This window comes from Treponema parvum, from assembly GCF_017893965.1.
Lineage (GTDB): Bacteria > Spirochaetota > Spirochaetia > Treponematales > Treponemataceae > Treponema_D > Treponema_D parvum.
On the sequence record NZ_CP054142.1, the window covers coordinates 390,911 to 410,669 of the forward strand.

16 protein-coding genes are annotated in these 19,759 nt (G+C 45.4%); 14 read left to right on the top strand and 2 right to left on the bottom strand.

What is annotated here, in order from left to right; translation table 11 throughout:
• The first annotated feature begins 7 nt into the window (after window positions 1-7).
• The 6 genes from HRQ91_RS01875 to HRQ91_RS01900 all read left to right on the top strand — a co-directional run bounded on the left by HRQ91_RS01875 (window position 8) and on the right by HRQ91_RS01900 (window position 8,036).
• Window positions 8-811 (top strand): RNA methyltransferase, encoded by an 804-nt coding sequence (locus HRQ91_RS01875; RefSeq protein WP_210120002.1) that lies wholly within the window; start codon window positions 8-10, stop codon window positions 809-811.
• Between the two features lie 180 nt (window positions 812-991).
• Window positions 992-3,190 (top strand): glycogen debranching protein GlgX, encoded by a 2,199-nt coding sequence (glgX, locus tag HRQ91_RS01880; RefSeq protein WP_210120003.1) that lies wholly within the window; start codon window positions 992-994, stop codon window positions 3,188-3,190.
• The gene (locus HRQ91_RS01885; RefSeq protein ID WP_210120004.1) at window positions 3,180-5,651 is read left to right on the top strand and encodes a glycogen/starch/alpha-glucan phosphorylase; all 2,472 of its coding nucleotides are present in this window, start codon (window positions 3,180-3,182) and stop codon (window positions 5,649-5,651) included. The genes glgX and HRQ91_RS01885 overlap by 11 nt, the downstream gene beginning before the upstream one ends.
• Window positions 5,644-6,558 (top strand): DMT family transporter, encoded by a 915-nt coding sequence (locus HRQ91_RS01890; protein ID WP_210120005.1) that lies wholly within the window; start codon window positions 5,644-5,646, stop codon window positions 6,556-6,558. The genes HRQ91_RS01885 and HRQ91_RS01890 overlap by 8 nt, the downstream gene beginning before the upstream one ends.
• A gap of 247 nt (window positions 6,559-6,805) precedes the next feature.
• Entirely contained in the window at window positions 6,806-7,444 is a 639-nt protein-coding gene (locus HRQ91_RS01895; RefSeq protein WP_210120006.1) for an RpiB/LacA/LacB family sugar-phosphate isomerase, read from the top strand.
• A 28-nt stretch (window positions 7,445-7,472) separates the two neighbouring features.
• Window positions 7,473-8,036: a hypothetical protein gene (locus HRQ91_RS01900; RefSeq protein WP_210120007.1), complete on the top strand. Its 564-nt coding sequence runs from the start codon at window positions 7,473-7,475 to the stop codon at window positions 8,034-8,036.
• Window positions 8,037-8,038: 2 nt separating this feature from the next.
• On the opposite strand, the gene HRQ91_RS01905 is transcribed toward HRQ91_RS01900, so the two are convergent.
• On the bottom strand, window positions 8,039-8,833 hold the full coding sequence (locus HRQ91_RS01905) for a carbohydrate-binding protein (protein WP_210120008.1): 795 nt from the start codon (window positions 8,831-8,833) through the stop codon (window positions 8,039-8,041).
• Between the two features lie 180 nt (window positions 8,834-9,013).
• On the opposite strand from HRQ91_RS01905, the gene HRQ91_RS01910 reads away from it, so the two are divergent.
• From HRQ91_RS01910 to HRQ91_RS01920, 3 genes are all read left to right on the top strand, one after another.
• Entirely contained in the window at window positions 9,014-9,808 is a 795-nt protein-coding gene (locus HRQ91_RS01910) for a substrate-binding periplasmic protein (RefSeq protein WP_210120009.1), read from the top strand.
• Window positions 9,809-9,895: 87 nt separating this feature from the next.
• Window positions 9,896-10,561, top strand: coding sequence for an amino acid ABC transporter permease (locus HRQ91_RS01915; protein ID WP_210120010.1), 666 nt, complete (start codon window positions 9,896-9,898; stop codon window positions 10,559-10,561).
• Between the two features lie 17 nt (window positions 10,562-10,578).
• The gene (locus HRQ91_RS01920; RefSeq protein WP_210120703.1) at window positions 10,579-11,337 is read left to right on the top strand and encodes an amino acid ABC transporter ATP-binding protein; all 759 of its coding nucleotides are present in this window, start codon (window positions 10,579-10,581) and stop codon (window positions 11,335-11,337) included.
• 20 nt (window positions 11,338-11,357) lie between these two features.
• Here the strand turns inward: HRQ91_RS01920 and HRQ91_RS01925 are convergent, their stop codons facing one another.
• Entirely contained in the window at window positions 11,358-12,971 is a 1,614-nt protein-coding gene (locus HRQ91_RS01925; RefSeq protein WP_246473254.1) for a SulP family inorganic anion transporter, read from the bottom strand.
• A 246-nt stretch (window positions 12,972-13,217) separates the two neighbouring features.
• Here HRQ91_RS01925 and HRQ91_RS01930 point away from each other — a divergent pair, with 246 nt between their 5' ends.
• From HRQ91_RS01930 to HRQ91_RS01950, 5 genes are all read left to right on the top strand, one after another.
• Window positions 13,218-15,605, top strand: a complete 2,388-nt coding sequence (locus HRQ91_RS01930) for a glycoside hydrolase family 88/105 protein (RefSeq protein WP_210120012.1) — start codon at window positions 13,218-13,220, stop codon at window positions 15,603-15,605.
• 3 nt (window positions 15,606-15,608) lie between these two features.
• Entirely contained in the window at window positions 15,609-17,039 is a 1,431-nt protein-coding gene (locus HRQ91_RS01935; RefSeq protein ID WP_210120013.1) for an MATE family efflux transporter, read from the top strand.
• Between the two features lie 198 nt (window positions 17,040-17,237).
• Window positions 17,238-17,963: a FadR/GntR family transcriptional regulator gene (locus HRQ91_RS01940; RefSeq protein WP_210120014.1), complete on the top strand. Its 726-nt coding sequence runs from the start codon at window positions 17,238-17,240 to the stop codon at window positions 17,961-17,963.
• Between the two features lie 166 nt (window positions 17,964-18,129).
• Window positions 18,130-18,885: an SDR family NAD(P)-dependent oxidoreductase gene (locus HRQ91_RS01945; protein ID WP_210120015.1), complete on the top strand. Its 756-nt coding sequence runs from the start codon at window positions 18,130-18,132 to the stop codon at window positions 18,883-18,885.
• Window positions 18,886-18,904: 19 nt separating this feature from the next.
• Window positions 18,905-19,756: a transketolase gene (locus HRQ91_RS01950; protein ID WP_210117177.1), complete on the top strand. Its 852-nt coding sequence runs from the start codon at window positions 18,905-18,907 to the stop codon at window positions 19,754-19,756.
• The last annotated feature ends 3 nt before the right edge of the window (window positions 19,757-19,759 follow it).

A 19,759-nucleotide genomic window follows, 5' to 3' on the forward strand; every position in this document is an offset into this window, starting at 1 on the left:
TTTAGTTATGAATCTGAACAAGATCCGTATAGTTTTGTCTCATCCCGAAGAAAGCAGAAATATAGGCGCCGTGTGCCGCGCAATGGCAAACAATGACATAAAAATATTGAGGATCGTAGGTAAAAGAGAAGACTATGATGATTCCCACATACGCGTCTTGGCCATACATGCCTCGCCTATATGGGATTCGGCACAGTTTTTTAATTCCATAACCGAAGCTACGGCGGACTGTACCGTCTCCGCAGGCACTACACGCAGGCGCGGGAAAAAGCGAAAAGGGAAACTTTTGTTCCCTGAAGAATTTTCTTCGCTCGCGGCAAAAATAAGTGCAGGCTCCGAAAGCGGCGCGGGGAATATCGCCGTCGTGTTCGGAAACGAAAGAACGGGGCTTACCGATTCGGAACTTCAGGAATGTACTGTAGGAGTTACGATACCTTCTTCACAAGTATTTCCTTCTCTGAACCTGTCTCATGCCGTCCAGATAATGTGCTACCAGCTTTTTCGTGAAAAAAATAAGGGCAAACACGGATATACGCCTTTAACGCTTAATGAAATAGACAAAACTGTAAAATCTCTTACCGACGATCTTAAAAAAATAGGATTTTTCCGCATTGCAGGGCGCAGCGACATGGAAAGTTTTTGGAGAAACCTGTTTTCACGGGCGGCGGTTTCGGAAGGCGAAATTCAATACATTGAAAAAACCTTCGACAAAATAGCCGGTCTCGTATCTAAAAACAAACCAGCAACCTCGCCGCAGATTTGCAGCGAGGCTTCAAGCAGCAACGAGGAATTGAACTCTCCGCACGAGTAATCCGCCGATAAATCGGTAAACATTCATTAAGATCAATCGAATAAAATATCATCCGCTGAAACATCGCTTATTAGCTGTGCGCAAAAAACGCAAATTAGTTGATTGGCAGCTTGCGAGAGAAAAACAAGTGTCAATGCGACGCCATTTGTATTTAATCAAAACTGTGATAATATATAAAATATGTGTCTGACTTGTTGCAGGGGATCTCCGGTTCCCCTTGGGGCTTCCATCGAGAAAGGCGGAGTTAATTTTGCCGTCTTCAGCAGAGACGCAAAAGCTGTCCGCTTGGAACTTTTTAGATCCGCAGAAGATAAGGAGCCTTATGCGGTTTTGAATTTTGACCCTGAAATCAACAGGACGGGCGACGTTTGGCATGTTTTTGTAAAAGGATTGAAGGCGGGAGATCTGTATCTTTTCCGCGCCGACGGAGAATATGCGCCTGAAAAAGGGCTGCGGTTTGACGGCGAAGCGCATCTGCTTGACCCTTACGCCAAGGCTCTCACCCAAGGTTCCGTTTTTAATGCGTTCCGCGCTGTCGGCGATACTGCAAAGGAACTTGAAAGAATCAAAGCCGGCGGAAAAGTTTCAAACAAGTGCGACTTATCCGTTTTTCCGAAGTGTATCGTCGTCGACGATGATTTTGACTGGGAAAACGACGTTCCTTTAAATATCCCGCTGCACGATACGATAATTTATGAATTACACGTTCGCGGCTTTACTATGTCTGCAACTTCAAAAACAAAAAAACGCGGAACCTTCTGCGGCCTTGCGGAAAAAATTCCGTATTTAAAAAAACTCGGAATAACGGCGGTGGAGCTTTTGCCGGTTTTCGAATTTGATGAAAACGAACTGGACAGAACGGATCCTGCGACGGGAAAGAGGCTTAAAAATTTTTGGGGATACAGCACGATATGCTTTTTTGCGCCTAAACAATCTTATTCCGCAGGGAAGAATTCCAAAGTCGTAACGGAATTCAAACAGATGGTAAAGGATTTTCACAGCGCGGGCATTGAAGTTATTCTGGACGTCGTCTTTAACCATACGGCCGAAGGCAACCATATGGGGCACACTTTTTCTTTCCGCGGATTGGCAAACAACATTTACTATATTCTGCAAAACGACGACCGCAGATTTTATAACGATTATACCGGCTGCGGCAACACTATGAACTGCAATCATCCCGTAACGGTACGCTTTATAATCGATTGCTTGCGCTATTGGGTTTTGCAAATGCACGTAGACGGCTTCCGTTTCGACCTTGCAAGCGTTTTTTGCCGCTCCGAAAGCGGCTCGCTGGAAGAATTTCCGATACTCACGCGCGCCATATCCGAAGATCCCGTTCTGCGTAACACAAAAATCATCGCCGAAGCGTGGGATGCCGCAGGAGCTTATCACGTGGGAAAATTCCCCGGAGGGCGCTGGTGCAGCTGGAACGACAAATTTCGTGACGGAATGAGACGGTTTTTCCGCGGTGAAAATTTTATGGTAACGGAGATGGCGACAAGGCTTGCCGGAAGTTCCGATCTTTATATGTCTTCAAGCCCCGAATATTCCATAAATTTTATTACCGTGCACGACGGTTTTACTCTTAACGATCTTGTAAGCTATTTGGCAAAACACAACGAGGCTAACGCCGAAAATAACCGTGACGGCTCGGATTGCAATTACAGCTATAACAACGGAATAGAGGGTGAAAGCGATAATCCTGTAATCGAAAAACAAAGGCTCATATCTATAAAAAACATGCTCTTGTTTCTGATCATTTCGCAGGGAGTTCCTCTTCTTCTTGCGGGAGACGAATTCCGAAGGACGCAAAAAGGGAACAACAATGCTTATTGCCAAGACAACGATGTTTCGTGGGTTGATTGGTCTTTATGCGAAAAAAACGCGGATCTTCTGCGCTTCGTGCGTAAGCTTATAGAGCTTCGCAAAGCTCACTGCGTATTCAGGCGTTCCGCCTTTTTTAAAGGCGGAGATTTGCAAAGCGGTGTGTTGCCCGACATAATTTGGTATAATGCCGAAGGGCAGGAACCCGATTGGCCTAAGATGAAACATTTTTTAGCATGCCGCCTTGACGGCGACAGTATGCAGAGCTTTAACGGCCTAAAAGACAACAACTTTTATCTTGCAGTAAATATGCATAACAGGGATTGCATAGCCGTCCTGCCGCCCTTGCCCGCAGAAAAAAGTTGGCGGCGCGTAGTCGATACGTCCGCTTATTCACCGAACGATATTTGCGATCCGGGAGACGAAGAAATCCTTCCGTCGCAAAAACGATACGTAGTACCGGCAGGAAGCGCGGTGCTGTTACAAAGCGTAGATATATTACAGAACAGAAGGTCTCTTGCAAATTATCCGGAGGGAAAAAATGGAATTTGATAAGGAAAAATTTAAAAATATATTGATGACTCGTCTGCGCCAGCAGTACGGAAAGGACATTGCGATCGCTACGCGGCACGATATCTACGACGCCGTCGCTTCGGCATGTATGAATACGGTTGTGGATAAGTGGATCGCCACTCGGCGGACATACGAAAAAGAACCCGGAATGCGCCGTGTATGCTATTTTTCCGCGGAATTTCTTATGGGACGTTCCTTAGGAAACAATCTGATCAATCTTGAAATAAAAGAAGCTGTTGAAGACATTCTAAAAGGTTTTCATCTTAACCTGAACGTGATTGAAGATACGGAACCTGAGCCGGGACTGGGAAACGGAGGTCTTGGAAGGCTTGCCGCCTGTTTTTTGGACAGCCTTGCAACGCTCGACTATCCTGCGCGAGGATACGGAATTCGCTATGAATACGGCATGTTTGAACAGCGCATAGAAAACGGATTTCAAGTGGAATATCCGGACAGATGGCTTACGCACAGAGATCCGTGGGAAATAAAGCGGAGCGATTTGGCCGTTACGGTGCATTTCGGCGGGAAGATAGTGTACAGAAAAACGCCTGACGGACAAGAGCGCTTTAATCTTGAAGATACCGAAGCCGTCACGGCGACCCCTTTTGATATTCCCGTCGTAGGTTACGGAACGGATACCGTCGGAATGCTCCGCCTTTGGGAAGCTTCTTCGCCGGACGGATTTAACCTTCAGCTGTTTAACGATATGCAATATACGCGTGCTGTGGAAAAGCAGATCAGCGCTGAAAACATAAGCCGCGTGTTGTATCCTAACGATTCGGGGCCAAGCGGAAAGGCATTGCGTTTAAAGCAGCAGTATTTCTTTTCATCCGCGAGCCTTCAGGATTTAGTACACGGCTTTGTTTCGGAATACGGTACTGATTTTTCAAGATTTTCCGACTGTAATGTAATACAGCTTAACGACACTCATCCCGTAGTCGCGATTCCTGAATTGATGCGTATTCTCGTAGACGAATACCGTGTCAGCTGGGATATGGCTTGGAGCATTGTTGTAAAGACGTTCGCCTATACCAATCATACGATACTTGCCGAAGCTCTGGAAAAATGGCCTATCGATATATTTCAGGGACTTTTACCCAGAATCTATCAAATCGTAGAAGAAATAAACCGCCGTTTTTTGATCGAACTTCGTGAAAAATATCCGGGCGATTACCAAAAACACAACGCTATGTCGATCATTGCGGACGGCATGGTGCATATGGCGCGCCTTGCTATCCATTCCTGTTTCAGCGTAAACGGAGTCGCCGAATTGCACACGGAACTTTTAAAGACGAGGGAATTGAAAGATTGGGCTGAACTTTATCCTAAGAAATTCAACAACAAAACAAACGGAATAACGCAGCGGCGGTGGCTCCTGTCCGCCAATCCTCTCCTTGCGGACTTTATTACCAAACGAATAGGCCCCGGATGGATAAAGGATTTGACCAAGTTAAAGGAACTGGAAAAATACTTGGACGACGAAGCCTCTTTACGAGAACTTTTGGAAATAAAGCAGGAAAACAAACGGCGGCTGACCGAATATCTTAAAGTAACCCAGAACGAATTTCTTGATCCCGACAGCATCTTTGACGTTCAGGTAAAACGCCTGCACGAATATAAACGCCAGCTTTTAAACATCTTGCACATCATGTATCTTTATAACAAGCTCATTGCCGATCCGTCTTACAATCCTTATCCGAGGACTTTTATCTTTGGCGCAAAATCCGCAAGCGGCTATCGCCGCGCAAAAGCTATAATAAAACTGATCAACACAGTCGCCGAACATGTGAACAACGACCGCCGCGTGCGCGGAAAATTGAGAGTTGTGTTTATTGAAAATTACCGGGTAAGCGTTGCAGAAAAAATTTTCCCCGCCGCCGATGTTTCGGAGCAGATTTCTACGGCCGGAAAAGAAGCTTCGGGAACGAGCAATATGAAATTTATGGTGAACGGAGCGATAACGCTGGGTACCCTTGACGGAGCGAATATCGAAATAGTACAAGAGGCCGGCGTCGAAAACGAATTCATCTTCGGACTGAAGACGGATGAGATATTGAAGATACAGACGGAAAATTCCTATCATCCGCAGGAATATTTTTCCAAAAATCCGGAACTGGCCAAGGTTGTGGAACAGCTTGTCGACGGCACATACGATCCTTCGCGGCAATTGTTTAAAGAGCTGTACGATTCTCTGGTTTTCGGCGTTGAAGGACAAAGGCCGGACGTGTATTACATTCTTGCGGATTTTAACGCATATTGCGAAGCGCATGAAAAGATAGAAGCCGAATACAACGACAGAATTCACTGGGCTAAGATGATGTTGAAAAACATTGCAAACAGCGGAAAATTTTCGTCCGACAGAACGATCGAAGAGTATGTGCGCGACATATGGAAGCTGAAAAAAGTTCCGGTAACTGTAAAACAGAAAACTGATGAATAAAAGATTCGTTTCGATGTTTTCGGGGCTTGGGTTGCTATGTGCGGCTTGTATATGGGGTTTTGCCTTTGTGATAGTAAAAGACAGCCTTGATTGTGTGCCTGCGATTTACATGCTCGCCTTCCGTTTTACGATAGCTTCTCTTGCACTCGCTCTGGTCTACGCGAAAAGGCTTTTTGCGTTTAATTTTTCTTATTTGAAGTACGGCGCCGTTTTGGGCTTGTATCTGTTTTTAGCTTATTCTTTTCAGACTGTGGGCTGCGTTTATACCACCGCCGGAAAAAACGCTTTTTTAACGGCGATTTATGTCATACTTGTGCCGCTTTTGGGATGGCCTTTAAAAAAGCGCCGTCCGGAGAGTCACGTGTTTATCGCTGCGTTGACGGCCTTGGCAGGTATCGGTATGCTTGTGTTAAAGGGCAAAGGCGGCGCTCTGAAGGTCAACATAGGAGACGTGCTCACGCTCATATGCGGAATCTTTTATGCGGTTCACATTCTGTTTACCGCGCATTACGATCAAAACCGCGATCCTGTTTTGCTGACGGTGTTTCAGTTTGTTTTTGCGGCGATATTTTCATGGATAGCGGCTCCTTTTATTGACGGACCCTTTCCCGGCGGTGCGTTAGAAGATTCCAAGATTGTTTTTTCAATGCTTTATTTGGGAATATTCAGCACTATGGTTGCCTTTGTTTTGCAGAACGTGTGCCTTAAATATTTACAGTCTTCCTTAGCCGCGCTGTTTTTGTCTACGGAAGCAATCTTCGGCGTATTTTTCAGCGCAGTTCTGCTCGGCGAAAACATGACGGGACACATGATCATAGGCTGCGCTCTTATGTTCGCGGCGATAGTTTTTGCCCAAACCGGGTTCGATTTTTTGCCCCGCAGAGGTCTGCGGGACAGATCACTATAAGCGATAAAAATTTTTTAGTAGGAGGTATGATAAAAAGCGACGTCTAAAATATCGCCGTCACTTTTTATTTCGAGTTTGCGCGGATGTTTGCAGAAGACTTATATTACGTATCGTGCCGATAAAATCGAATGGATACGATATACTTTATTTTGCAAACTCGATTATCTGACGTGTGCGCTTTAGCGCACGGCTAAAAACTTTTTCGGAAGTTGAAACTTCCTGCAAAAGTTTTTATAGGAGGGTTTTTATGAAAATTGCTTTGATCAATGAAAACAGCCAGGCGGCAAAAAACACAATAGTTTTGAATGCGCTTAAAAAAGTCGTGGAACCGATGGGCTTTGAAGTCGTAAATTACGGAATGTATTCCGCCGACGACAAGGCCGAACTCACTTATGTTCAAGTGGGAATACTCGGAGCTGCGATTTTGAATTCCGGAGCCGCCGATTATGTGATTACCGGATGCGGAACGGGCGAAGGTGCGATGCTCGCTTTAAACAGTTTTCCGGGCGTAATATGCGGCCATGTGGAAGATCCGCTCGACGCTTATACCTTTGCTCAGATCAATGACGGAAATGCGATAGCTCTGCCTTTTGCAAAGGGTTTCGGCTGGGGCGGCGACCTTAATCTTGAATATATTTTTGAAAAACTTTTTTGCGAACCGAGCGGACAAGGCTATCCCAGAGAACGCGCCGTTCCGGAACAGAGGAATAAAAAAATTCTTGACGGAGTGAGAAAAGCTGCATTTAAAGACTTTGTTTCCATTTTAAAAAGCCTCGATAAGGATCTTGTGCGGGGAGCCTTTGCCGGTGAAAAATTTGAAAAACTCTTTTTCGCTTCCTGCAAAGATAAAAAAATCGCCGAAGCCGTAAAGGAACTGATGAAATAAATTTTAAGCGTACGCTCAAGGAGTAACGATGAAAATAACAAATGCGATTTCGGAATTTTCAAGCAAACTTGAGCGTTTTAACAAAGCCAATCGCGACGCAAAAATCGGCCTAAAAGACGGCGAAGACAGCCGCCTGAAAAGGCTTATATCCGAAAAGGATTTTGCATTTAAAAAATCGGTCGTTTCGACGTATAAAAAATACCGGTTCCCTCATAAGGCCTTGGGTGAAAATTCCGCTCAGGCGGACGACATATTTACTGACGAGCAAAGACTGCTTTCGGCTTACAACCTGTTTAAAGCCGTCGAAGAAGCGAATGAAAAAGACGGCGACGACAAGACGTTCATTAAGGCTAAGATCGTAAGTCCTCTTGCACTTAAAGAACAGTACACGATCGGAAGCGATCTTATATTTTTGCAATGCTGGCTTTTTTTTGAACAAAAAGCCCAAGACTATATTCCTTTTATGCAGCAAGGCGAAGACGGAAAATTCAGCTTATCTTTTCAAAAAAGCGAATCTTTCGTGTTTAAGTCCCAAGATAAAGAAATTTTTTCGATCGTAAAAGAAATTTTTTACGGGGGCGACAAGGCATGAAACTAATTCGCTTCGGTTCCGAAAACTTCCAGCTGGGTTAAAGCCGGAAACGGCGACGGATCGTCGGCTTTTATGAGAGTGTCTAAGGTAAGCCAAGAGAACGTCCTCTTTTCCATTTTAAAGCGCTGAGCGCTTCCCGTCTTTATAAATTCCGCTACGTACGAACTTCCGTCCGAAAAATGAACGGTTCCGCTTTTCCACCAAGCGTCGTGCGGAAAGTCCGCTCTAAGGTAAAACACAAGCTCGTCCGCACACACCTCTCTTCCGAAGTCTATGCGCAGTTCCGCTGCCGGATCTCTGTTTATTCCCCAGCTTGCAAACGGCCAGCTTCCGTGGTGATCGTTTGCAATACATCCGTCGATCGCATTTCTTGCAAAAAAAATGGATTCTCCCCGCGTTTCGACGTTTGCGCTCGCATGCGGAAAAAAAGTTGCGTTTTCATGCCAGTCGCACGGATTTAACGCTAGGTTTTTTCTTGCTTCAATCTCTTCGGAACGGGCTTTTCTTATGTAAATATAATGCCCCTCGCCTGAAAAACTTTGCTGCGGATAGCATCGCTTTTTTTCTTCGAAAGGAATCGGAAAAGAAAACGCGCCGGTGCAGTAGACGAACGACGGTTGCAACGCCTGATCAATCTGCACTATGGCAAAAAAATTCTTATCCGAAGGCTCTATTTCTATGCGGTCGCCTTCTTCGTAAATTTTATTGTAAAAAGCAAAAAGCTCATTTTCACCTTTTACGGATAAAGCTATCGCGCCGTCTTTCTTTTTAACGGAAACGGTAAATCTTATATTCATGAACATAAGTATAATATAAAAAATAAAATTTCGCGATATTTTTTTGCGTTTTTGAGTTTCCGTTTTGCATTTTCTTTGCATTTAGAATATATTTTCATTTATTGACGCTTTGCCGCTGACCTCTTATACTCATTGCTGTCGATACGGTTTATATTCCAAGGTATCGGCTTGGGAGTTTATATGAAAAAAATTTTATTATTTATCGTAGGATCTTCAATTTTGTTTTTTGCCTCATGTGCTAAAAAATCTGAAACAAGCATGGTCTTAAAGTCCGGGGAATTGCAGATAGGAGTAAACGTCGCTTATCCGCCGTTTGAATACTACGGCGAGGACGGAAAAACCGCTATGGGTTTTGATATAGATCTCGGAAACGCCGTTGCAAAGCAGCTCGGACTTAAAGCGAAATTTATAGATGTTGCGTGGGAAGGGATATTTGCCGGTCTCAATACCAATAAATACGACTGTATAATTTCCGGAGTTACCATTACGCCGGAACGCCTTGACGCGTTTGAATTTTCAAAGCCGTATGTAGGAAACGGCCAGTCGATAATCATAAGAAAAGATTCTGCCTTAAAAATTTCCGCTCCGGAAGATCTTACGGGACTTACGGTAGGCTATCTTACCGAATCCACGTCCGATATTTTTATGACCACAAAAGCCGAAGCCGGATTGAAATTTACCGCCGCAGAATATGACGACGCGATGAATTCTTTTGCCGATCTGAAGAACGGCCGCTGCGACGCCGTAGTTTCCGATTCCCTTGTCGCCATTGACTATGTTTCCAAGCCCAACAATCCGTACAAAATTGCGTGGCAGGGAAAGGCCGAAGAATTTTTGGGAATAGCGATGAAAAAAGGAAACAAGGAACTTGCCGCCGTCGTAGATAAAGCGTTGCTTCAGCTGCGCTCCGACGGCACTCTTAAAAAATTGTCGGAAAAGAATTTCGGAAGCGACATAGTTTCGGATCTTAACTGAATTTCCACGGCCGCATATTTTGCTTTGAAATCTTGTGCGGCCGGCCGATCCGGTTCGATTCTATCAAAGATGCAAGGACTTAGCTAAATGAAATTTTTAAAAGACATAATCGGATGGATACCGAGCCTTTTAGACGGCGCAAAAATCACTATTTCGCTTACGCTGGTAGCCGTATGCGCAGGTCTTGTTCTCGCCTTGTTTTTAGCGCTCGGAAAGATGTCAAAGATAAAATGGCTGAACAAAATCTGTTCCGGCTATATTTTCTTTTTTCGGGGAACGCCGCTTTTAATGCAGCTTTATTTTGTTTATTACGGTTTGCCCCAGCTCTCTCCGGTATTTACGATAAACAATCGTTTTTTTGCGGCGTTCATTGCGTTTGCGCTGAATTCCGCAGCCTATACCGCAGAGATAATCCGCGCCGCCATTCAATCTATAGACAAGGGACAATTCGAAGCTTCTCACGCGCTCGGCATGAGTTATGCTCAGACTATGAAGCTTGTGATAGTTCCCCAATCGATACGAAGGCTTATTCCTCCGGTAGGAAACGAATTCATAATGGTTTTAAAAGACGCTTCGCTTGTTTCGATCATTGCGCTTGCGGATATCACAAAGGTAACCAGAAGCATATCGTCATCTACGGCTTCCGCCTTGGTCTATATTCCTGCGATGATATTGTATTTGATCATTACCGCAGTATTTTCATTCGTATTTGGCAGTCTTGAAAAAAAATATTCGGTTTATGAAAATACTTAGGAGAGCTTTTTATGTCGATGATAAAGACTGAAAATATATGTAAAAAATTCGGCGGACTTGAAGTGCTTAAAAACGTTTCGCTGTCCGTGGAATCCAGAGAAGTTGTGTGCATAATAGGGCCTTCCGGAGCCGGAAAATCGACTTATCTGCGCACGTTAAACCACCTTGAAGCGATTGACAACGGTAAAATATATATCGAAGATAATCTGCTCGATCACTATGAAAACGGGGAAAGAAAATTCAAACTGCCTTCCCATGAAAGAATGCGTTTTCTTTTGGACGTGGGAATGGTGTTTCAGCGTTTTAATCTGTTTCCGCACAAAACCGTCCTTGAAAACGTAATGCTCGCCCCCGTCCATGTGCGTAAAATTCCCGTAAAAGAAGCCAGGGATAAGGCTGTGGAACTTTTGGGGCGGGTAGGGCTCAGCGATAAGATAAACGAATATCCCAACAATCTGTCGGGCGGGCAACAGCAGCGTGTAGCGATTGCTCGTTCTCTTGCGATGGAACCTAAGATCATGTTGTTTGACGAACCGACTTCCGCCCTTGATCCTGAACTGGTAGGCGAAGTTTTGTCCGTCATGAAAAAACTTGCGGAAGACGGCATGACGATGATCGTAGTCACTCACGAAATGGGGTTCGCGCGCGAAGTTGCCGGACGGGTAGTCTTTATGGCCGACGGCAAGATCGAAGAGGAAGGAAATCCCAAGCAAATTTTCCAACAGCCTAAGAGCGAACGCTTAAAGCAGTTTTTAAAATCCGTAATATCTCAGTAAAGGCGTCGGAGGCTTTTCATTCAGTCTCTTATTTTTACGGCGTGTTTCAAGGCGCCTGCAAAGTTGTCAAAGATGTTTTCGGTTCCTATTTTTTCTGCCATTCCCGTCTTTGTAAGTAATTTTAAGGGCTGCGGATGTACTCCCGCCAAGACTATTTTTATGCCTTTTTTGTCGCATGCGTTTTTAAGCTGCGTTAAAACCATTATTCCGCCGGCGTCAAGGTAGTTTGTGTGGCGCAGCCTCAAGATCAAAACCCTGTATTCCACTCCCGCCCTTTCCACCGCGATTTCAAATTTCCGCACGGTGCCGAAAAAAAGCGGACCTAAAACTTCGTATACTAAAATACCGTCTGGAACGTTCAAGGGTTTTTCACCTTCGCTTTCCGATATGAGACCGTCGGAAATGTCGCCGTACTCGCGGACTGTCGAAATGTCTACCATCTTTTTAATAAAGAAGAAGGCTGCAAACAAAAGTCCTGCGCCTATGGCGACTGTCAAATCTATGAATACCGTAAGAAAAAAAGTTATGAATAAAACGGCGCTGTCCGATTTTTGCCCTTTTAAAAGCTCGCGAACGGCGGGGATCCCCGCCATATTCCATGAAACCGAAACAAGGACCGCCGCAAGAGCCGCCATCGGAATATAAACTACATAGCGTCCTAAAAAAAATGTGATCAAAAGAAGGGTGAGTGCGTGTATTATTCCGGCAACCGGCGTGCGCCCGCCGTTTTTAATGTTTGTAGCCGTTCGTGCGATAGCGCCCGTCGCCGGGATTCCTCCGAAAATCGGGCTTGCGATGTTCGCTATGCCTTGGGCGATCAATTCCGTATTTGAATTATGCTTTGTTCCCGTCATGCCGTCCGCCACGACCGCGCTCAAAAGCGACTCTATTGCCGCAAGCATGGCTATGGATACGCTTACGGGAAACAGCTCCTTTATCTCGGCGCCTGAAAATGAAAGAATTTTCGGTAAAGGCAGGCCTACGGGAATTTCACCGTAGCGGCTCCCTATCGTGGCAATTTCAAATCCGAAGACCTTTTTAAGCGTAAGGCATACGATCGTGGAAAGTACAATAACGACTAAGGAACCCGGAATTTTTTTATTGAAGCGCGGCCAGATAAAAATCGCAGCGAGCGAAACGGTCGCCACGATCGACGTATATATATCGATCGTACCGATCGCTTTTGCGTATACTTTTATTTTGCCAAAAAAATCTCCCGGCATTCCGGATACCGCGAGTCCTAAAAAATCTCCGATCTGAGTGGTAAAAATCGTAACTGCGATTCCCGCCGTAAAACCGGTGATGATCGTATACGGAATGAATGAGATAAGCCCTCCCAGTTTCAGAATTCCCAGCAGAATAAGCATGACGCCCGCCATTATTGTGGCTATGGCCAGCCCGGAATATCCGTATTGCTGCACGACGCTGTATACTATGACTACAAAGGCTCCCGTAGGGCCTCCTATCTGGACTTTACTGCCGCCCAGCGCGGATATTAAAAATCCTGCAACTATAGCGGTAAAAATACCCTGCTCCGGTTTTACGCCGCTTGCGATCCCGAAGGCTATGGCGAGCGGGAGAGCGACGACTCCTACGATAATTCCTGCAGATAAGTCTGCAAAAAACGATTTCATATTATAAGTGCGCAAGGACGAAATTAATTCCGGTTTAAACATACTACGGATAATGCGGCAATCGCCGATTTTTGTAAATAGTCAAAGAAGAAATTATAATGACAACCGTAACGGCAAAACGCGAGGCAGCGGCAACTGGCGCAGGCTGCTCTGACTGTTGGCAAGCGAGCTTTCCGGAAGAAAGCGAGCGCCGTCCGATACCTATTCCGGCGCGATTGTCCCATGAAATTGTGTTATAATAAGAATATGACTGATTATTTTAAACCGGAAAAAAGCATAGAAAAAATTTCGAACGGCGATATTTTAAAAACACTGTCCGCAGTTTCGTCACGGTATATGAATGTGAATCCCGAAGAGCCTTTTACCGTTCGGCCTTTTTCGCTTTACGACATAAGCAGAAACCCCGATTATCGCTATACGGCCGACTGCTCAAAATTATTCCCGGATGCGGAAGATGGCAGTTATGTTTATTTTTGCGGGCGTTATTTTGCGCGGTCTTCAGGGGCCATAAAGTTTTTGTTTATTCCGTTCGGGCCGGTAAAAATCTATATGAACAATAAAGCTGTCTACGGAACGACCTTTGAGGACGAACGATACGAAAATAAGTCGATCACTATTGATATTCCCGTAAGGGCGGGGTATAACAGCCTCTGCGTCCGCTGCACAAAAACAAGGGCCGGCTTCGGCGCGGAATTCGGAACATGGCTGGGGAAACTCGATTATTATTTTTTGCATGAACGCGAGGGGCTTCGGGATATTGAAGGCTTTGACTATACGTATCCGCAAAAAAACGCTTTAAAAAAGCTTCCTGCTAAAACTTCCCTATTCGTCCCGTTCGCAAGCTGGGATGAAAAACAGCAAAGATCCGGCGTTTTAAACCGCATTTTCGGCAGACTTTTGCATGATCCTGTAAATAAGACCTTTGTCGCGCGCACTGTATTCGTATCCCCAAAGACGGACTCCGGTTCTCAAAAGTACGCTTTTTTAATCGATGTTTCGCCTTCTTTGCAAGCTGAAGTTTATGTAGACGGCGTAAAGCTCTGCGATGTCGGGCCTGACAAAGCGGAACTTGGCGGCGTCAAAGCCCGTGAGGATGAATCATACAAAGCAAAATCTGAGAGAAATGCTGAGTGTGAAAAAAAAACGGGCGTTGAATTGCGCGGCGCTCTGCGCGTAAAAAAAGAAATTTCGTGCGGAGATGGAATTCACAATATCTTTTTGATATTTAAAGTCCTTTCATTAAAACACGAGGCGGATTTTTCCGTAACGGTAAAAAATTCAAAAGGACACAGGGTGCGTCTGCTCAATCCCCTAATTACACAAAGACCCGAACGCTTCCCGTGGATGTTCGCAGGTCCTTTTAAAAAGACTTCGCCGGCTCAGCTTCTTGACGGCAATTTCGACAGGAATGCGCTTGTGGGCGCGGACGGCGAAAAAACCTATTGGCGGATCGATATGCCCGGCGGATGGCTGAGGCTGTACAATGACGCGCCTCTTTTTGCCCATTGGAACTATCCGCTCGGAGTTACCTTGTACGGGCTTACCGAGACGGCGCGGCATTTAAAAAGCGCAGGTTTACCGGAGTTATCGCAAAAAATTTCAGACTACGTTAAAGCTCATATTTTACGCTCGCTTAAGACGTTCGATTATGCGCTTTTCGATAAAAAGCAGTTTACGGGGGCGACGGCGGTTCACCATCTTCTTACTTCGATAGACAGCCTTGACGACTGCGGTTCGTTCGCTTCGACGATGCTTGAATTTTGCACGGATGCGCAAATTTGGGACGGCGAAAGGACGGCTGAAGCTCACGGCGGCTGCGCTTCTGAAAATTCGGAAAGCGTTGAAGATCTTTACAGGCGGATTGCGGAATACGTAGGCGACTACATAATCAAAAAACAATCTCGCCTGCCGGACGGAACTTTTTTCAGAAAGCGCATGATGCACGGTTTTCACAACGGTACTATGTGGGCCGACGATCTTTACATGAGCGTTCCGTTTTTGTGCCGCTATTCGGTTTTAAAAAACGATGAAAAAATTTTGACGGACGCCGCCATGCAGTTTTTGGGTTTTAAAAAATTCCTTTTTATGCCGGAAAATTCTTTAATGGCGCACGTATACGATTTCGGCCGAAAGATGAACACCGGCGTACCTTGGGGCAGAGGCAACGGCTGGACGATCTTTTCTTTGTCGGAAATTTTGCGTTTTTTGCCGGATTTGCATCCTTTGAAAAAAGAGCTGACCGCATTTTTTAGGGAACTTGCGGCGGGAATATTAAAACGGCAAAACGATGACGGAATGTGGAGACAGGTTCTCAATATGCCGGAAAGTTACCGTGAAACTTCATGTACGGCGATGTTCATTTGCGCTTATTCGCGCGGAATAAGAAACGGATGGCTTACTGAAAACGTTGAAGAGTACAAAAAATCGTGCGTCAAAGCGTGGAGAGCGATAGAGCGTTTTTCCATCGATGCGGAAGGAAATGTCTACGGCGTATGCCGCGGCTCGGAATTTGCATTTACGCCCAGATATTATGCGGAACATCTTCTGCCCAGATTGAATGATACTCACGGTATCGGGATAGTGCTTTTAGCAGGCGTAGAGATGGAAAGACTTTTTAAATACTGCGGCAGGTGATTGATGTCATTCCAATTTCTTAAACGCTTTTCATCGAACACAGATACGTCCTCATTGCTGTTTTCAAACACGGATCTGCTTAATCTCATTTGGCCGCTCATAATCGAACAGCTTTTAAATATAACGCTCGGCATAGCCGATATTATGATGGTCGCTTCTTTGGGAGAGGCTGCGGTTTCGGGCGTTTCTCTCGTCGACGCCGTCATGGTTCTTGTAATTCAGGTATTTGCAGCCCTGGGCACCGGCGGCGCAGTAGTCGCTTCACAGTATGTGGGAAAAAAAGATGAAAAACTTGCCGGCGAAACGGCAAAACAGCTTTTGTATTCGCTTATAATCATTTCAGTATTCCTTGTAGTTTTGGGTTTTCTTTCGCGTTCGTGGATTTTGTCCGTGATATTCGGAAGCATAGAAGCCGACGTTTACGCTGCAAGTCAAAAATATTTTGTTTGGACGCTTTTTTCTTTGCCGGGCATAGCGCTTTACAGCGGATGCGCCGCCTTATTCAGAGCGCAAGGAAATTCCTATGTGTCCATGCTTATTTCGGTTCTCATCAACATTCTTAACATAAGCGGCAATGCGTTTTTCCTGTTCCATCTGCACTGGGGCGTGGAAGGAGTCGCGCTTCCTACGCTGATTTCTCGCCTTATAGCAGCGTCCGTATTGATAGTTTTATTATACGGTGCAAAAGAATATCACGGTCGTACGGCCGTTTCCATCAAGGGTGTGGGACATGTAAGGCTGAATTTTAGAATCATAAGAAAAATACTTTATGTAGGTATCCCGAGCGGACTTGAAAACGGAGTATTTCAAATTGGAAAAATACTCGTACTTTCCATTGTCTCAAGTTACGGAACTTCCGCAATCGCCGCGAACGCAGGAGGAAATACTATGGCTATGCTTGAAACACTTCCGGGCAGTGCATGCGGACTTGCCATTCTTACGGTTGTGGGTCAATGTATTGGCGCCGGAAGACAAAAAGAAGCGGTGTACTTTACAAAAAAAATAACAGCGACAGCCTATGTTTCGGTGTTCATTATAAATATTCCGATCCTTTTGTTTTGTTCAAAAATTTTAAGTTTTTACGGCATGTCGCAGGAAACGACACGCCTGGCATGGCTCATGAGCGTGAGTCACAGTTGTTTTTCAATATTCATTTGGCCGCTTGCCTTTGCATTCCCGAACGCATTGCGCGCCGCCGGCGACACCGCCTACACTATGACCGTTTCAATACTTTCCATGTGGATTTTGCGCATAGGTTTCAGCTATGTTTTTAAATGGACGGGAATATTCGGCCTTGTAGAATTCATGAATTGGCCCTCTTCGTTCGGAGCTCTTTGCGTCTGGTATGCGATGATTCTCGACTGGCTTATGCGCTCTTTTTTATTCGTGCGGCGGTTTTCAAAAGGAAAGTGGAAGGAAAGAAAACTGATATGAGGTTTTGCGCCGTATCCCGCGGCGTCTTGCAATGAGCGCGAAGTTTCCTGCGGCGGACGGCAGGGCGCTGCAGGGAGTACGGACTTTTTTATATTTTCCTGTACGGCCGCTCGATTTGCCTGGCTTGATGCGTCTGTTCGATCCGCCCTACACATACTTAGTACTTGACAAATGTCCGTTATAAGTTATCATATAAGTATGGCAAGAAAAACTTCGACGCTCAAAAAAATCGCTTCCAAAAAAATCGCCGATCAGGTATTCGATCAGCTGCTTGATCAGATAAAAGCCGGCGTATGGGAAGCAGGCGACAAACTTCCTTCCGAAAATGAAATGGCTTCGGCTTTTAACGTAAGCAGAATTTCAGTCAGAGAAGCCGTAAAGCGGTTTGCCGCCATGGGCATAGTTGAAACGCGGCAGGGGGAAGGTTCGTTCTTAAAACAGATTTCGCTTGAAAATTGCACAAAAAATATTCTGCTCCCGCTTTTTACGATGGATCCGCCTTCACTGCTTGAAATAATCGAATTCCGCTCCATAAACGAACCGGGCGCTATAGCTTTAGCCGCAGAGCGCATAACGGACGAAGAGCTTGCCGAATTGGAGCGCTTGGTTACCGATATGAAGAGGAGCGACGTTGACATACGGAAATTCATTGACGACGACCTTAAATTCCATCTGACCATTTCAAAGGCTTCGCATAACAGCTTTATAATCCAAATGAACGATCTTATGTTTGAAATGCTGAGGAAGGGAATGGAAACTACGGTTTCCAAGCTGGGGCGTAAAGACGGCATTCACTATCACACGGAAATTCTTTCAGCCCTAAAGAAGAGGAATAAAAATAAAGCTGTTGAATTGATGAGGGAACACATCGGGGTTACCGCAGAAAGATTAAAGGAGATGCTTTTGGATCTTCACGGCAGGTAAGATTATCGGTTTACAGATTATGTGCTTTTAACGTTTAAAAGCCGCCGCTGAATAGGCGCGGCGTCTTTTAACATCGAGTTTGCCCTTAGGCAAACATCGCTTATTAATGAACGATCTCGACTTGTAATATAACATACAAGCTGAAAACTCATACGGAGGTTGCAGCATGAGCAACGTAAAAAATAAGGTCTGCCTTATAACGGGCGGAGCGGGAGGTCTTGGAGCTGAAATATCGGAAGTTCTAAGCCTAAACGGGGCCGCGGTTTTTATTCTCGATATGGAAGAAACAAAGGGATCGGCTCTAGCCGAAAAACTCAATGCCGAAGGCGGTAACGCGCGGTTTGAAAAAATCGACCTCACAAGCGAAGAAGACTGGAAACGCGTCGTTCAAAGCGTCGTCGCACAAACCGGTAAAATTGACGTGCTTGTAAACAATGCGGGTATAAATATCCGTAAACCTATAGAAGAAATGAATATTTCCGAATGGAATACCATGATGACGGTTAATACAGGATCCGTCTTTTTAGGGTGTAAGTATGTGATTCCCGTAATGAGAAAACAGCATTCGGGCGCGATAATAAACACTTCTTCAGTGTGCGGTCTCGTAGGTCATAAATACACGCCTGAAGCTTATACCGCTTCAAAAGGTGCCGTCACTATGCTCACAAAGGCGGTTGCCTCGCGCTATGCGAAAGACGGCATACGGAGCAATTCCATACATCCCAGCACTGTAAAGACGGCTCTGGTTGAAAAAATGCTTTCAGATCCGCAATGGTGTGCGGAACGGCTCGGCGAAGTTCCTCTCGGAAGGCTTTGCACCGCTCAGGACGTTGCACAAGCTGTTTTGTTTCTTGCAAGCGAAGAGGCTTCTTTTATAAACGGCGCCGCTCTTACCGTTGACGGCGGAGTAACTTGTTATTGATTTTAATGGGAGAAAACACATGAAATACGACGCAAAGAGAATAAAAGACTTAAAACGAATGGCGGTGCGGCTCAGGGAAGACATTGTTGAAATGATTCCGCCCGGAAAGATCGGACACCTTGGAGGAAGCTGCTCAGCTGCAGATATAGTTACGGTTTTATATTTTGACAGGATGAAGGGGCTTGATCCCAAAAATCCCAAAGCGCCTCAAAGGGACCGTCTTATTTTAAGTAAGGGACATGCGGTGCTGGTTCAGTATGCGGGGCTTTCGGAACTGGGCTATTTCGGCAGGGAAGAGCTTTTAAAAGTAAAGACGCTCGGCGGAATGCTTCAAGGACATCCTGACATAGACAAAACTCCGGGTCTTGAAGCCGTAACCGGTTCTTTGGGGCAGGGCTTAAGCGTCTCTCAAGGAATCGCGATGGCGCTTAAACTTGATAAAAATCCGGCGAAGGTGTTCTGTATATGCGGCGACGGCGAACTTGCAGAAGGACAGATTTGGGAAGCGGCAATGAGCGCGGCCGCCTACAAGCTGGACAATCTTTGCGTGTTTATAGACAGAAACAAAGTACAGGCTACCGGTCCCATAGATGAAATTCTTCCTGTGGATAATCTTAAAGAAAAATGGACTGCCTTCGGCTGGCACGTCATTGAAATAGACGGTCATGACATATCGCAGATTCTTGATGCGGTTTTTGAAGCGGATAAAACTTTCGGAGTTCCCACCATGATCATAGCGAATACCGTAAAAGGTAAAGGGTTCCCGTTTGCCGAAGGAAAGGCTCAGTTCCATAACGCAGCTCTTAACGAAGAGCAGTTTGCACAGTGCAAAAAAGATATTGAAGCCATGAAAAAAGAGCTGGAAGTCTAAAGG

Bases quoted from the DNA above. Each gene is read 5' to 3' on its own strand.
- HRQ91_RS01875 (WP_210120002.1), top strand. From the start codon at position 8: ATGAATCTGAACAAGATCCGTATAGTTTTGTCTCATCCCGAAGAAAGC.
- glgX (WP_210120003.1), top strand. From the start codon at position 992: ATGTGTCTGACTTGTTGCAGGGGATCTCCGGTTCCCCTTGGGGCTTCC.
- HRQ91_RS01885 (WP_210120004.1), top strand. From the start codon at position 3,180: ATGGAATTTGATAAGGAAAAATTTAAAAATATATTGATGACTCGTCTG.
- HRQ91_RS01890 (WP_210120005.1), top strand. From the start codon at position 5,644: ATGAATAAAAGATTCGTTTCGATGTTTTCGGGGCTTGGGTTGCTATGT.
- HRQ91_RS01895 (WP_210120006.1), top strand. From the start codon at position 6,806: ATGAAAATTGCTTTGATCAATGAAAACAGCCAGGCGGCAAAAAACACA.
- HRQ91_RS01900 (WP_210120007.1), top strand. From the start codon at position 7,473: ATGAAAATAACAAATGCGATTTCGGAATTTTCAAGCAAACTTGAGCGT.
- HRQ91_RS01905 (WP_210120008.1), bottom strand. From the start codon at position 8,833: ATGAATATAAGATTTACCGTTTCCGTTAAAAAGAAAGACGGCGCGATA.
- HRQ91_RS01910 (WP_210120009.1), top strand. From the start codon at position 9,014: ATGAAAAAAATTTTATTATTTATCGTAGGATCTTCAATTTTGTTTTTT.
- HRQ91_RS01915 (WP_210120010.1), top strand. From the start codon at position 9,896: ATGAAATTTTTAAAAGACATAATCGGATGGATACCGAGCCTTTTAGAC.
- HRQ91_RS01920 (WP_210120703.1), top strand. From the start codon at position 10,579: ATGATAAAGACTGAAAATATATGTAAAAAATTCGGCGGACTTGAAGTG.
- HRQ91_RS01925 (WP_246473254.1), bottom strand. From the start codon at position 12,971: ATGAAATCGTTTTTTGCAGACTTATCTGCAGGAATTATCGTAGGAGTC.
- HRQ91_RS01930 (WP_210120012.1), top strand. From the start codon at position 13,218: ATGACTGATTATTTTAAACCGGAAAAAAGCATAGAAAAAATTTCGAAC.
- HRQ91_RS01935 (WP_210120013.1), top strand. From the start codon at position 15,609: ATGTCATTCCAATTTCTTAAACGCTTTTCATCGAACACAGATACGTCC.
- HRQ91_RS01940 (WP_210120014.1), top strand. From the start codon at position 17,238: ATGGCAAGAAAAACTTCGACGCTCAAAAAAATCGCTTCCAAAAAAATC.
- HRQ91_RS01945 (WP_210120015.1), top strand. From the start codon at position 18,130: ATGAGCAACGTAAAAAATAAGGTCTGCCTTATAACGGGCGGAGCGGGA.
- HRQ91_RS01950 (WP_210117177.1), top strand. From the start codon at position 18,905: ATGAAATACGACGCAAAGAGAATAAAAGACTTAAAACGAATGGCGGTG.